Raw genomic sequence first — 12,200 nt, 5'->3', positions numbered from 1 at the left:
CCCCCTCCCTTCATCCCCGTGCCGCCAGGGACCACGCGTGTTCCACCAGCCGTCCCGCGACGTCGACCCCCGTCAGCCCGCCGTCCGAGCTGCGGAATTCGGGTTGGCCGTTCACCTCGTTGACCAGGTATCCCCCCGGAGTTTCAAAGAGGTCCACCGCAAGGACCTCTCCCCCGACGGCACTCTGAACCCGGTCAAGGAGCCCCTCGATCTCGGGGTTCAGGAGGCAGGCCTCGGGCACCGCACCGCGCGCCGTGTTGGTGATCCAGTGTTCGCTGCACCGTTTGATCAGGGTGATCGCCCTGCCTCCGACCACCGTAGCGCGCAGGTCGAACCCCCGCTTCTCGACGTACTGCTGCATGAAGAGGACCGAGTGCGCCGCGCCCATGTGGAGCTTGTGCTCGACCACCGCCTCGAGCGCATCCCGGTCGTTGATCTTCGCCAGGAGCCTGCCCCAGCTTCCCGTCGCCGGCTTGAGAACCAGAGGGTAGCCCAGGCGCCTCCCCCCCTCGATCGCCCCCTCCAGGGAGAAGGCCACCGCGTATTCGGGCTGGGGAATCCCGGCCTCCGAGAGCCGGGCGGCGGTAACGATCTTGTCGGCACAGACGGCCATCACCCCCGAGGGGTTGACCGTGGCCACCCCCCGCGATTCCAGCAGGACGGCCAGCGCCGAGTTCTGCGTTTGTCCGACGCAGCGGCAGAGCGCCACGTCGCCGGCCTCGGCGGGGAGTTCCGGCCAGAGCGCGTCGCCGACGTCGATCGCCGAGAAGGGGATCTTGCGCTCCTCCGCGGCCTTGAACAGGAGCTTTTCCTCGACGCGAAGACGCGTGTAGAAGATGAAGAGCCGCGCCATGGGCTATTCTCCCCAGTCCTCCTGAACCTCGGGGGCCTCGGCGAGCGTCGGGGGATTCAGCGAGACGACCTCCAGCTCGGTTCCGCAGTCGGGGCAGATCAGCAGCTCCCCCTCCAAGACCTCGGCGGCCAAGGTGACGTCCCCTTCGCAAACCACGCACTGAACTTTTGTTGACATAATACCCACCTCACAAAATAAAGTTTATTTAGTGAGGAATGGTATCCTCACTCGCAACTTTTGTCAAGCGGCATCCGCCGCCGATTGCGCACCGGAAGGACAACACCGCGACAACGTGCTAGAATGGTGGAGATGTCCCCTTGACGACGGCATTCCATCGGGGACGTTTTACGCGTGCCGCCGACACCTCCTCTTCCGGGAGACCATAAGCAACCCCACGGAGTTGATGCCCTTGTCCCGCTACATCCTGAGACGGCTCCTGATGATGATCCCCGTGCTGCTGGGGGTCACCTTCATCGTGTTCTTCATCCTGGCCCTGACGCCGGGGGACCCCGCCGCCATCGTCCTGGGGGACGGCGCCACGCCGGAACTGCTGGCCCAGACCCGCCAGGAGCTGGGGCTGAACGACCCCATCGTCGTCCGCTACCTCCGTTACATGGCCGGAGCCCTCCGGGGCGACCTGGGCACCTCCTACCGCAACAAGATCGACGTCATGGACACGGTGCTGGACCGCTTCCCCGCCACCTGCATCCTGGCCCTGGCGGGTATCCTCGTCGCTCTGCTCATCGGCATTCCGACCGGGATCGTCTCGGCGAAGCACCAGTACACCCTGCTGGACTACACCACCACCGTGCTCTCCCTGATCGGCGTCGCGATGCCCAACTTCTGGTTCGGGCTCGTCGTGGTCCTGATCTTCTCGCTCGGGCTGGGCTGGCTCCCCTCCCAGGGCATGGGCGAGGGCCTCTGGCCCCTGCTCAAGAGCCTGATCCTTCCCGCACTGACGCTCGGCACGGGCTGCGCCGCCACGATCGTCCGCATGACCCGTTCGTCCATGCTGGAGGTCATCCGGCAGGACTACATCAGCACCGCGCGCTCCAAGGGCATTCCGGAGCGCCTCGTCACCACCCGCCACATGATGCGCAACGCGCTGATCCCCATCGTAACCGCGGTCGGCCTCCAGTTCGGCCACCTTCTGGGCGGGGCGATGCTGACGGAGACCATCTTCTCCTGGCCGGGGCTCGGACGCCTGATGGTGGAGTCCATCAAGTCCAAGGACATGCCGCTGGTTCTGGGCTCGGTGATCTTTCTCGCGGTCATGTTCTCCCTGGTCAATCTGGCGGTCGACATCATCTACGCGTTCGTCGACCCGCGCATCAAGTCTCAGTTCCAAGGACGGTGAGCCGAAACCATCATGAACGGAAAACATCTCGAACCCGCCGCCCGGAAGCAGCGCACCCTCTGGCAGGAGGCGTGGCGCCGATTCAAGAAGAACAGGCTGGCCCTCCTGTCCCTCGCGTTCTTGCTGATTCTGGCGGGGGCGGCCGTCGTCACCATCGTGTGGGACCTCGCGGACGGTCAGGCCTTCTACAGGAGCAGCGTCATCAAGCAGAACCTGCGGCTCAAGCTGAAGGGGCCGAGCGCCGCGCACATCTTCGGGCTCGACGAGTTCGGCCGGGACATGTTTTTGAGGATGCTCTGGGGCATCCGCTACTCCCTGTTCATGGGCATGGCGGGCATCGCGTTCTCCACGCTCGCCGGTGGGGCCATCGGGGCGGTCGCGGGCTACTACAAGAGGGCCGACAACGTCCTGATGCGCGCCATGGACATCCTGCTGGCGATCCCCTCGATGCTCCTGGCCACCGCGATCGTCGCCGCTCTGGGACCGGGGCTCGTCAACGTGCTCATCGCGATCAGCATCGCCTACGTCCCCACCTTCGCCCGGACGGTCCGCGCCTCGGTCCTCACCGTCAAGGAGCAGGAGTTCATCGAGGCCGCCCGCTCGGTGGGCGCGAGCGATCCCCGGATCATCACCAAGTACATCGTCCCCAACTCCCTGGCCCCGCTCATCGTGCAGGCCACGCTGGGCGTCGCGGGCGCCATACTCTCCATCGCCGGCCTGAGCTTCCTCGGGCTGGGCATCCAGCCCCCGACCCCGGAGTGGGGCTCGATGCTCTCCAACGCAAGAACCTACATCCGCGACGCGTGGCACATCACGATGATCCCCGGGCTCGGGATCATGCTGACGATTCTGGCGCTCAACCTCGTCGGGGACGGGCTCAGGGACGCCCTGGACCCCAAATTGAAGAGCTGAGGGAACGGACATGGACAAGCTGCTCGAGGTCAAGGACCTGGTCATACGCTACGAGACCGACGACGGGGTCGTGGCCGCCCTGAACTCCGTGACGCTGCCCCTCCTGAAGGGGCAGACCCTGGGCGTCGTCGGCGAGGGGGGCGCGGGCAAGACGACGCTGGCCAAGGGCATCCTGCGCCTCGTCCCCACGCCCCCGGGCCGGATCGTCTCCGGCCGGGTGCTGTTCGAGGGCCGGGACCTGCTGGAGCTCTCCGAGGTCGAGATGCGCGGCATACGCGGCCGAAAGATCTCCATGATCTTTCAGGACCCCATGACAAGCCTCAACCCCGTGATGACGGTGGGCGACCAGATCATGGAGGTCATCCAGGCCCACAAGAAGCTCGACCGGCGCGCGGCGCGCGCCGAGGCCGCGGGGATGCTGGAGATGGTGGGGATCCCGCCGCAGCGCGCGTCCGAGTACCCTCACCAGTTCTCCGGCGGCATGAAGCAGCGGGTCGGGATCGCCATCGCGCTGGCCTGCGCGCCCCGCCTCCTGATCGCCGACGAGCCGACGACGGCCCTGGACGTCACCATCCAGGCCCAGGTGCTCGACATGATCCGCGAGCTCAAGAACCGGCTCGACACGTCCGTCATGCTCATCACGCACGACCTGGGCGTGGTGGCGCAGAACTGCGATACCGTGGCCATCCTCTACGCGGGGACCCTGATGGAGTACGGCACCCTGCGGGACGTCTTCAAGGACCCGAGGCACCCGTACACGGTGGGGCTGTTCCAGTCCATCCCGAGCCTCGACTCCAAGGCGGACCGGCTGCGCCCCATCAAGGGACTGATGCCGGACCCGACGAACCTGCCTCCGGGCTGCTCCTTCTCGGAGCGCTGTCCGCACCGCTGCGATGCCTGCGCTCTGCCGGTCCCGCTGACGGACGTCGGCGGCGCGCACGCCGTGCGCTGCGTGCTCGTGGGAGGAGGCCGGGCATGAACGCCGAACTGCTCAGGGTCGTACACCTCAAAAAATACTTCAGCACGCGGGCCGGGACGCTCCACGCCGTGGACGACGTGAGCTTCTCCATCCGTGCGCGCGAGACGCTCGGGGTCGTGGGCGAGTCCGGGTGCGGCAAGTCCACGCTGGGACGTGCCATCCTGCGGCTCCACGAGCCGACCTCCGGCGAGGTGTGGTTCGAGGGCCAGAACATTCTGACCTACGGCCCGGAGCGTCTCAAGAAGCTCCGGCGGGAGATGCAGATCATCTTCCAGGACCCCTTCGCCTCCCTGAACCCGCGGATGACCGTGTTCGAGACGATCACGGAGCCCCTGCTGATCCAGGGCGTCTGCTCCGGGCGGGACCGGACCGCCCTGAGCCGGCGCGTCCTGGACATGATGGACCGGGTCGGCCTCTCCGAGCGCCTGATCAATGCCTACCCGCACGAGCTGGACGGGGGGCGGCGCCAACGGATCGGCATCGCCCGGGCGCTGGCCCTCGAGCCGAAGTTCATCGTCTGCGACGAGCCCGTCTCCGCGCTCGACGTCTCCATCCAGGCCCAGATCCTGAACCTGATGCAGGACCTCCAGCGGGACCTGGGGCTCACCTACATGTTCATCACGCACGACCTCTCCGTGGTCAAGCATTTGTCGGACGACATCGCGGTGATGTACCTGGGCCAGATGGTGGAGAAGGCCCCGGCGGACGAGCTCTTCGCGCACCCGATGCACCCCTACACCAAGGCGCTGCTCTCCGCGATTCCCGTTCCGGACCCGGATTTCGTCCCGGAGCGCATCCCCCTGACGGGCGAGATCACCTCGCCCGTCGATCCCGACGCCGGCTGCCGTTTCGCCAAGCGCTGTCCCCGGGCGGCTCCCGAGTGCACCGCGCGGGACGTTCCGCTGGCGGAGGTCGCCCCCGGCCACTTCTGCGCCTGTACCCTGTACGGCCGCGCCCCGCAACCCCGAACATAAACCGGCCCCGCGTCCGGTTGTGTCATCATCCCAATCAACAGGAGGTCTACGATGAAACGGTTTCTGTCAGCACTTCTCGTCACGGCGCTCTTCCTCTCCACCGGCATGCCCGCAGCGGCGGGCCCGGCCCGCAAGGACACCCTGACCTGGGCCCAGGGCGCGGACGTCACCTCGCTCGATCCGCACATCGGCAAGGAGACGCCCGCCGTCATGGTGACCAACCAGATCTTCGACACGCTGTTCACGACGGACGCCGACGGCAAGGTCGCCGGCCAGATCGCGGAGTCCTGGGAGCACCTCAGCGACACCCAGCTCCAGATCCGCGTCCGTAAGGGGATCAAGTTCCACGACGGCAGCGATCTGACGGCGAGGGACGTCAAGTTCTCGCTCGATCGCGCCATCGCCTCCACCGCCGTCTCCTACATCGTCAACTTCATCAAGGAGGTCAGGCTGGTGGACGACCAGACCGTCGTCATCGAGACGGCCGCCCCCTACGCCGCGGCCCTGCGCAACCTGGCGCACCCCTCCTCGGCCATCGTCCCGGAGGCCTACGTGAAGGCCGACGAGGCCCGTTTCCGCCTGAACCCCGTGGGGTCCGGCCCCTACAAGTTCGTGGAGTGGAAGCAGGGCGACGCCATCAAGCTGGCCGCGTTCGACGCCTACTACGCCGGCGCGCCCAAGACCGCGAACCTCGTCATGAAGGTCGTCCCCGAGGCGGCGCAGCGCACCATCGCGCTCGAGACCGGCGAGGTGGACATCGCCACGGACATCCAGGCCAACGACGTCAAGCGCGTCCGGGAGAACGCGAACCTCGAGCTCCTCGAGAAGGCGGGGCTATCCTGCTGGTACGTCTCCTTCAACATGAAGAAGAAGCCCTTCGACAACAAGCTGGTGCGCCAGGCGATCCGGCACGCCATCGACGTCGAGACGATCATCGACGCCATCATGTACGGCGCGGGGGACCCCGCCGGCGCCCTGATCGCCCCGGGCGTGTTCGGCTACTCCGGGCACAAGCCGTACGCCTACGACGTGGAGCTCGCCAGGAAGCTGCTGAAGGAGGCGGGATACGCCGACGGCTTCTCCTGCACGCTGTGGGTGAACGACAACCAGGTCCGCATCGAGGTCTGCCAGGCCATTCAGGCGATGCTGCTCGAGGTCGGCATCCAGTGCGAGGTGAAGGTGATGGAGTTCGGCAGCTTCATCGAGCGCTGCGCCAATGGCGAGCACGACATGGGCTACTTCGGGTGGACGACCTCCACGGCCGACGCCGACTACACCTACTACTCCCTGGTCTACTCCACCCAGGTGGGCGCCCCCGGAAACCGCAGCTTCATCCAGGACCCCAAGGTGAACGAGCTCGTGAACCTGGGCCGCAACAGCACGGACGAGGCGGTCCGGCGCAAGGCCTACTCCGACCTCGAGGACATCCTGCAGGACGTCTCGAACAACGCGCCGCTCTTCTACTCCACGATCAACGCCGGTGCATCCAGGAAGGTGCAGGGCTTCGCCCTCGACCCCGCGGGCTACCACAAGCTGGAGAACGTGACGGCGGAGCAATAGACCCCCGGGTCATGGATCGGGGGGGCCGGAGCCTTCGGCCCCCCTTTGCCGTTCCCCCGGCCCCAGAGCCCCATCCCCTCCCGTCGTGCGACCCCCTATCGGAGCCGACTTTTTCGCCCCTTCCTCTTGACGTTCCCGGGATAGTCTGTATAATATTTCCTGTTTTGCGGGGGTGGCGGAATTGGTAGACGCGCAAGACTAAGGATCTTGTGGCTGTAAAGCTGTGGGAGTTCGATTCTCCCCCTCCGCACCATAAAATGCAGTTTCGAAGGGACGGCCTCGGGCCGTCCCTTCTCTTTTGCACGCCTCCCCCGGATGTGCCATAATGCCCCTCGGGGGGCTCCCCCCGTTTCCTATCTCCTCGAGAAAGGGAAGTGGAACACCGATGCCTCACCCCAAAGTTTGCGGCAGCCGCCTCGCGGAGTTCGAACAGCTCGTGAGGGATGTCATGACAAGCTACGACGCCGCCGGCACCGCCGTCTCGATCTTCGGCAGGGACAGGACGTACTACGAGGCCTTCTTCGGCTGGCGCGACGCAAAAAGGCGCCTGGAGATCGCCCCCGACACGTTGTTCGGGATGGCGTCCCTCACCAAATCCGTCACCTGCGTCGCCCTTCTGCAGCTGGTGGAGCGCGGGCTCGTCGATCTGCAGGGGCTGGTCAGCGACTACATCCCGGAGTTCATCGGCAGGAACCAGAAGGGCGTGAGGGTCGCCCACCTGCTGAGCCATTCCGCGGGCTTTTTCCCGGAAAAGCGGATCCTGGCGCGGTGGCGGGGCGTCTGGACGCACGCACCCGCCACATCGGCCGGCCGGGGGAGCGGATGAGCTACAGCAACGACGGCTATGGACTCATCTCGGACATCGTCCGACGATACGGGGGCGAGCCCTCGTTTGCCCACTACGTCGTCCGGCACATCCTGGAGCCGCTCGAAATGCACCGCAGCACCCTCGAGTTCGAAAAACCGCGATACGACGAGAACTGTACGCACCTCTACATCCATCGAAACGGCCCGGACGGGCCCCGCGAGGACATGGGCCGGGACTTCTACGACAACGCCTTCGTGCTCATGGGGGGCGGCGCGCTGCGCTCCACCATCGGCGACATGAAGAGGTACGTCCGCATGCTTCTGGGGGAGGGAACGGGGGAGAACGGCGCCAGGATCCTGGGGCGCTACTACGTGCGGGAGATGCAAAAGCCCGTCCAGTTTTACCGGTTCCAGCAATACTACGGCTACGGGCTCTCGACGCGCTTCATGGACGACCTCACCGTCGTGGGGCACGGAGGGGGGATGACGGGCATCTCCAACATGATGCTCTTCTCGCCCGAGCTCGAGGCCGGGGTGCTGGTGTTCTGCAACACGTCAAACGTTCCCGTCTCGGAGATCGCTGCGGCCGCCATGCGCCTGCTGAACGGAAGGGCTCCGGTCCGTCAGCCCGAATACACCGAGACGGCGTGGTCGGCGGAGACCGTCGAGAACGCCTGCGGGACCTACAGATCCGACGAGGGCACCCTCCTCGAGATCTACCGGAAGGACGCCGGAATCGGGCTCCGGCTCGACGGAGCGGAACAGTCCATCCGCATCGTCGGGCGTGAGATGCTGCTCATCCTCGCCCCCCACACCGCGTCGGACCTCATCCTGTGCCGGGATGCGGAGAACGCCGTCATGGGGGTTCGGCACGGCGGCCGGATCATCCCCAGGGAGGACCGGCAGAACGAGCCGGCCTGAACGACGAAAGGGCCCCCGCGGGGGCCCTTTCGCTCAAAAAATCGCGGCGTTCTCACCGAAAGGTCTGCCGCCCCATGAACAGGATGGTCCCCGTCCTGTCGTCCAGGATGAAGTAGAGAAACGGCCGGTCCGCGCGGAAGGCGACGCGGGACAGCTTCTCGGGGAGCATCGTGGCCCTCAGCATCACAACCGCCGTAGCGGCCGCGGCCTCGGTCTTCCTCTCGTCCAGCTCGATGAAGGTCTGGTGGACCACCTGATCGATGCGGAGCGGAACGTCCTCCGAGAGCATCCCCGAGAAGTCCGCGTCCGGACCGAAGGCTCGTCCCATCCCCAGGGAGACGAGCAGCTCGTTCAGCGAATATCGCTTCTCCAGCCTGAACTTCGGCAGCCAGACCTCGACGTCGTGCAGCCTCAGTCCCTTGCGCCATTGCTCGACGAGCTCGGGCCCCGACTCCTCTCCCAGGCGCCCCGCGAGCCGCTCCATCCCCTCCGCGTCGCGCGGCAGCACGACGAGCATCGAGAGATCGTCGCTATAGGGCAGGCGGAGAAGCTGAAGCCCGTCCGCCTCGGCATAAAGCAGATGCTCTCTCTGGTACATCGTGGGAACGTCGATCGGGTCCTCGGAGCCCCTATGGAAGGGCAGGGGCTTCGTCCCCCCCTCGTCGAAGGGGTTCGCCCAATCGGCCCTGAAGTAGACCGCATTGGTCAGCACCAGTTTCGTCGAAGGATCGAGCCCCTGGATCAGGTTTCGGATCCTCTTGCGGGTCCGCTCCTCCACCCAGGCGTTGATCGCATCCCGGGCCCCCTTGGAATCGCCCTCGAAGTCCAGCCGGGCCGTCTCGCCGCCGTAGTCCCGGCTCAAAAGATCCGCATACTCTGGGCGCAGGTCGCTCCCCTTCTGCACCCAGACCCGGTTCGCCGTGGCGAGAAGGGGCCCTCCCTCAACGCCGGCAAAGGATTTGTCGAACTCCCGCACCAGGGCCCCCAATGAAGCGTGGAACCCTTCGCCGGCATGAAGGACCCGCCCCATCTCCGCGGCGGTCTCGCCGCGGGCTCCGGCATAGCTCATGCCCAGGGCCGACACGATGCTGTAGGGCGAGAAGAAGACGTCGCCCTTCTCCGCCAGCGCCAACTGGCGGTAGACGTCGAGGGCAAAGGCGTTCACGGACCGCGCCGCTGCGGCGCGCGGCCCCTCCCCGGGGACGGACGCCCAGGCTGAGGAGGCGAACAGGACGGAGACGATCAGAAGAGCGCAAAGCCCACCGAAGCGCTCGGGACGACAAAAAAAGTTCAAGACGGACACCTCCCGAAAACATGCATGCTCACGAAAGGGGGCGGAGCCGAGCGCTCCCCCCCCCGACAACGCGACGCGGTCTATTTCGACTCCGAGCCGTTCTTCTGAAGCGACACGAAGAACGTCTTTCCGCCCCTGTCGATCAGAAGCACCACGGAGTCGCTCTTCTTCTGCATGGCGCCCTTCAGGTCCTCGACGGTCACGACCTTCCTGCCGTTCACCTGAAGGAGCCGGTCGCCCTCCCCGATACCCGCCATCTGCGCGGGCGAGCCATCCTCGACCTCCACCACGAGGAGGCCGTCGCTCTTGGGGTCCAGCTTGTACTCACGCCGAAGCTCCCTGTTGATCGGCGCCACCCTGAGGCCCACCTTCTCCAGAGCCTCGCTGGCCCCCTCGATGGAATCGCTCTCCGAGGAGGGCTTCCCGTCGGGATCGTCGGGGCGCTCGTTCAGCCTGGCCTTGAGGGTCAGCTTTTTGCCCTCGCGCAACACGTCCATCCTGAGCTCGGAGTTCGGGGCCTGGGAGCGGACCTTGTTGACGAACCACAGCACATCCTTGACCTTCTCGCCGTTGAGCGCCGTAACCACGTCGCCGCGCATCAAACCGGCCTTGTCCGCGGCGGAGTCCGCGAAGACGTCGCCCACGATCACGCCGCTCTTTTCCTCGACTCCGTAGGCCTCCGCGATCTCCGGGGTCAGGTTCTGGACGGAGATGCCCAGCCATCCGCGCTTCACCTTGCCGTAGGAGACGAGATCGCCCATGATCTGCTTGGCCATGTTCACGGGCACCGCAAAGCCCAGTCCCTGCGCGTAGGGAAGGATGGCCGTGTTGATCCCCACCACCTCCCCGTCCATGTTCAGGAGGGGCCCGCCGCTGTTTCCGGGGTTGATCGCCGCGTCCGTCTGCAGGAAGCCGTCGAAGTTCACGTCCCGCGCATGGATGCTGCGGTTCTTCGCGGAGATGACGCCGACCGTCACCGAGTGCTCGAGCCCGTAGGGGTTCCCGATCGCGACGACCCACTCGCCCACCTCGACGGTGTCGGAGTCGCCCAGGGGCAGCACGGGCAGGTCCTGCTCCGGATCGATCTTGATGACCGCCAGGTCGAAGGTGGGGTCCTTGCCCACCACCTTGGCGGAGTAGGTCTTCCCGTCGGAAAGGGTGACCGTGATCTTGTCCACGCCGTCGATGACGTGGTTGTTCGTCAGGATCTGCCCCTCCTTGGAGACGATGAAGCCGGAGCCCCGCCCCTTCATCGGCACGGACCGCGTGAAGTTCTTGAACGCCTCGCCGAAGAAGTGGCGGAATATGGGATCGTCGTCGAAGGGAAAGGGAACCGCGGTACGCTTGGCCTTCGTCTCCACATCGATGTTCACGACGGCCGGCGAGGCCTTCTTGACGATCGGGACGACGGGCGACAGGGCCGCGGCATTCGAGGCGGCCTGCGCCGCTCCCCCGCCCACGGCCTCGAGGGCCAGGAGCAGGGCCAGGGCAAATCCCAGACATCCTTTAAACTTCGGAACAACACGCAGCATCTCAAAAGCACCTCCAGAATAAATGGCCTGAAACGGCTTCCAGCACGTAACGGAACCATTGTAGGCTCCGAACCGGGATCCTTCATGCAGTTTTTTACCGAAGGAGGAATCCGAAAAAAAACGATAAATGAGGGTGGACGTGCGACAAACGACCCCCCGGGGATTTTTCCCCGGGGGGTCGGCCGTTTCCGTGCCCTTCGGCGGTCAGTCGCTGCCCGATGCGCTTTCCGAAACGGGCCCCGCAACGCACCTCAGGGACCGGACGGACCGCACCAGCCATACCGCCTCCAGGGGCAGCGCCGCCAGCAGCACCCAGTGCGAGAAGCCCAGGCCCTCGGCAAGCCCCTCGGCCCTCAGGCCGTCGATGGAGAGGCGCATCAGGGAGTAGAGGATCAGGCCCAGCGGAGTGAGGACCGAGCCCTTCGGAAGCCTCCCGCTCCTGAGGATGCGCCGTTCCGCAAGCAGAAGGACCAGCAGGATCAGGGCCGAGGCCACGGAATAGTAGATCTGGGTGGGGTGCCGCAGGATCGAGGGCGCGTCGTAGGGAAAGTGCACTCCAAAACGCATCCGCGTGGGGAGCCCCACGCAGCAGCCGTTGAAGAAGCAGCCCCAACGGCCCAGCGCCATGGTGAAGATCGCCGGAGGCGCCACCACGTCGCAGAGCCTCTGGAACGAGAGCCTGGGGTTGCGCCGGCACAGCGCAAAAGCCGCGAGGAAGGCCCCGGTGAAGGCACCGACCTCGGAGAGCCCGCCGTGGCGAAGGTCCAGGATCAAAGAGGGATTCTCGTAGTACGCCTCGAAGTTCCAGATGTACTCGAAGGTCCGGGCACCGAGCAGCATGGCGAAGAACGCCCACCCGATGACGCGCCTGGCCTCGTCGTCGTCCACCCCGTAAAGCCGGAAACGGCGCACGCTCCAGAGCATCGCCACGGAGAGGGCGATCATCCAGAACACGTAATACGTGTCGACCGTTATGCTGCCAAACCTGAGAAGAACGGGAAACATAAGCCC

At 65.8% G+C, this 12,200-nt stretch carries 12 protein-coding genes and 1 tRNA gene; 8 read left to right on the top strand and 5 right to left on the bottom strand.

Annotated features, from left to right (window positions below; translation table 11 throughout):
- Nucleotides 1-10: 10 nt before the first annotated feature.
- On the bottom strand, nt 11-853 hold the full coding sequence (lysX, locus tag EII26_RS08510) for a lysine biosynthesis protein LysX (protein WP_124888730.1): 843 nt from the start codon (nt 851-853) through the stop codon (nt 11-13).
- Nucleotides 854-856: 3 nt separating this feature from the next.
- Entirely contained in the window at nt 857-1,030 is a 174-nt protein-coding gene (gene lysW / locus EII26_RS08505; protein WP_124888729.1) for a lysine biosynthesis protein LysW, read from the bottom strand.
- 226 nt (nt 1,031-1,256) lie between these two features.
- Here lysW and EII26_RS08500 point away from each other — a divergent pair, with 226 nt between their 5' ends.
- The 8 genes from EII26_RS08500 (at nt 1,257) to EII26_RS08465 (ending at nt 8,363) form a co-directional block, all read left to right on the top strand.
- Nucleotides 1,257-2,210 carry an ABC transporter permease subunit gene (locus tag EII26_RS08500; RefSeq protein ID WP_199735152.1) on the top strand — a complete coding sequence of 318 codons (954 nt, stop codon included), beginning with the start codon at nt 1,257-1,259 and terminating at the stop codon, nt 2,208-2,210.
- Between the two features lie 12 nt (nt 2,211-2,222).
- Entirely contained in the window at nt 2,223-3,122 is a 900-nt protein-coding gene (locus EII26_RS08495; protein WP_124888727.1) for an ABC transporter permease, read from the top strand.
- A 10-nt stretch (nt 3,123-3,132) separates the two neighbouring features.
- Nucleotides 3,133-4,101 carry an ABC transporter ATP-binding protein gene (locus tag EII26_RS08490; protein WP_124888726.1) on the top strand — a complete coding sequence of 323 codons (969 nt, stop codon included), beginning with the start codon at nt 3,133-3,135 and terminating at the stop codon, nt 4,099-4,101.
- The gene (locus EII26_RS08485) at nt 4,098-5,075 is read left to right on the top strand and encodes an ABC transporter ATP-binding protein (protein ID WP_124888725.1); all 978 of its coding nucleotides are present in this window, start codon (nt 4,098-4,100) and stop codon (nt 5,073-5,075) included. The genes EII26_RS08490 and EII26_RS08485 overlap by 4 nt, the downstream gene beginning before the upstream one ends.
- 51 nt (nt 5,076-5,126) lie before the next feature.
- Entirely contained in the window at nt 5,127-6,635 is a 1,509-nt protein-coding gene (locus EII26_RS08480) for an ABC transporter substrate-binding protein (RefSeq protein ID WP_124888724.1), read from the top strand.
- Nucleotides 6,636-6,801: 166 nt separating this feature from the next.
- A tRNA-Leu gene (locus tag EII26_RS08475) sits at nt 6,802-6,888 on the top strand.
- A gap of 132 nt (nt 6,889-7,020) precedes the next feature.
- Nucleotides 7,021-7,461, top strand: a complete 441-nt coding sequence (locus EII26_RS13555; RefSeq protein WP_158612220.1) for a serine hydrolase domain-containing protein — start codon at nt 7,021-7,023, stop codon at nt 7,459-7,461.
- Nucleotides 7,404-8,363, top strand: a complete 960-nt coding sequence (locus EII26_RS08465; protein WP_124888722.1) for a serine hydrolase domain-containing protein — start codon at nt 7,404-7,406, stop codon at nt 8,361-8,363. The genes EII26_RS13555 and EII26_RS08465 overlap by 58 nt, the downstream gene beginning before the upstream one ends.
- Nucleotides 8,364-8,415: 52 nt before the next feature.
- Here EII26_RS08465 and EII26_RS08460 read toward each other — a convergent pair whose 3' ends face one another.
- The 3 genes from EII26_RS08460 to EII26_RS08450 form a co-directional block, all read right to left on the bottom strand.
- Nucleotides 8,416-9,657, bottom strand: a complete 1,242-nt coding sequence (locus EII26_RS08460; protein ID WP_158612219.1) for a serpin family protein — start codon at nt 9,655-9,657, stop codon at nt 8,416-8,418.
- Between the two features lie 80 nt (nt 9,658-9,737).
- Complete coding sequence (locus EII26_RS08455; protein ID WP_124888720.1) at nt 9,738-11,189, bottom strand: Do family serine endopeptidase; 1,452 nt, start codon at nt 11,187-11,189, stop codon at nt 9,738-9,740.
- A gap of 204 nt (nt 11,190-11,393) precedes the next feature.
- Nucleotides 11,394-12,194, bottom strand: coding sequence for a prolipoprotein diacylglyceryl transferase (locus tag EII26_RS08450; protein WP_124888719.1), 801 nt, complete (start codon nt 12,192-12,194; stop codon nt 11,394-11,396).
- Nucleotides 12,195-12,200: the final 6 nt, after the last annotated feature.

Source organism: Fretibacterium sp. OH1220_COT-178, assembly GCF_003860125.1.
GTDB lineage: Bacteria > Synergistota > Synergistia > Synergistales > Aminobacteriaceae > CAJPSE01.
The sequence above is the reverse complement of the archived record's forward strand: the minus strand, read 5'-3'. Positions and strand labels throughout refer to the sequence as shown.

Coding starts and splice junctions, on each gene's coding strand:
- lysX (WP_124888730.1), bottom strand. CDS start 853: ATGGCGCGGCTCTTCATCTTCTACACGCGTCTTCGCGTCGAGGAAAAG.
- lysW (WP_124888729.1), bottom strand. CDS start 1,030: ATGTCAACAAAAGTTCAGTGCGTGGTTTGCGAAGGGGACGTCACCTTG.
- EII26_RS08500 (WP_199735152.1), top strand. CDS start 1,257: ATGCCCTTGTCCCGCTACATCCTGAGACGGCTCCTGATGATGATCCCC.
- EII26_RS08495 (WP_124888727.1), top strand. CDS start 2,223: ATGAACGGAAAACATCTCGAACCCGCCGCCCGGAAGCAGCGCACCCTC.
- EII26_RS08490 (WP_124888726.1), top strand. CDS start 3,133: ATGGACAAGCTGCTCGAGGTCAAGGACCTGGTCATACGCTACGAGACC.
- EII26_RS08485 (WP_124888725.1), top strand. CDS start 4,098: ATGAACGCCGAACTGCTCAGGGTCGTACACCTCAAAAAATACTTCAGC.
- EII26_RS08480 (WP_124888724.1), top strand. CDS start 5,127: ATGAAACGGTTTCTGTCAGCACTTCTCGTCACGGCGCTCTTCCTCTCC.
- EII26_RS13555 (WP_158612220.1), top strand. CDS start 7,021: ATGCCTCACCCCAAAGTTTGCGGCAGCCGCCTCGCGGAGTTCGAACAG.
- EII26_RS08455 (WP_124888720.1), bottom strand. CDS start 11,189: ATGCTGCGTGTTGTTCCGAAGTTTAAAGGATGTCTGGGATTTGCCCTG.
- EII26_RS08450 (WP_124888719.1), bottom strand. CDS start 12,194: ATGTTTCCCGTTCTTCTCAGGTTTGGCAGCATAACGGTCGACACGTAT.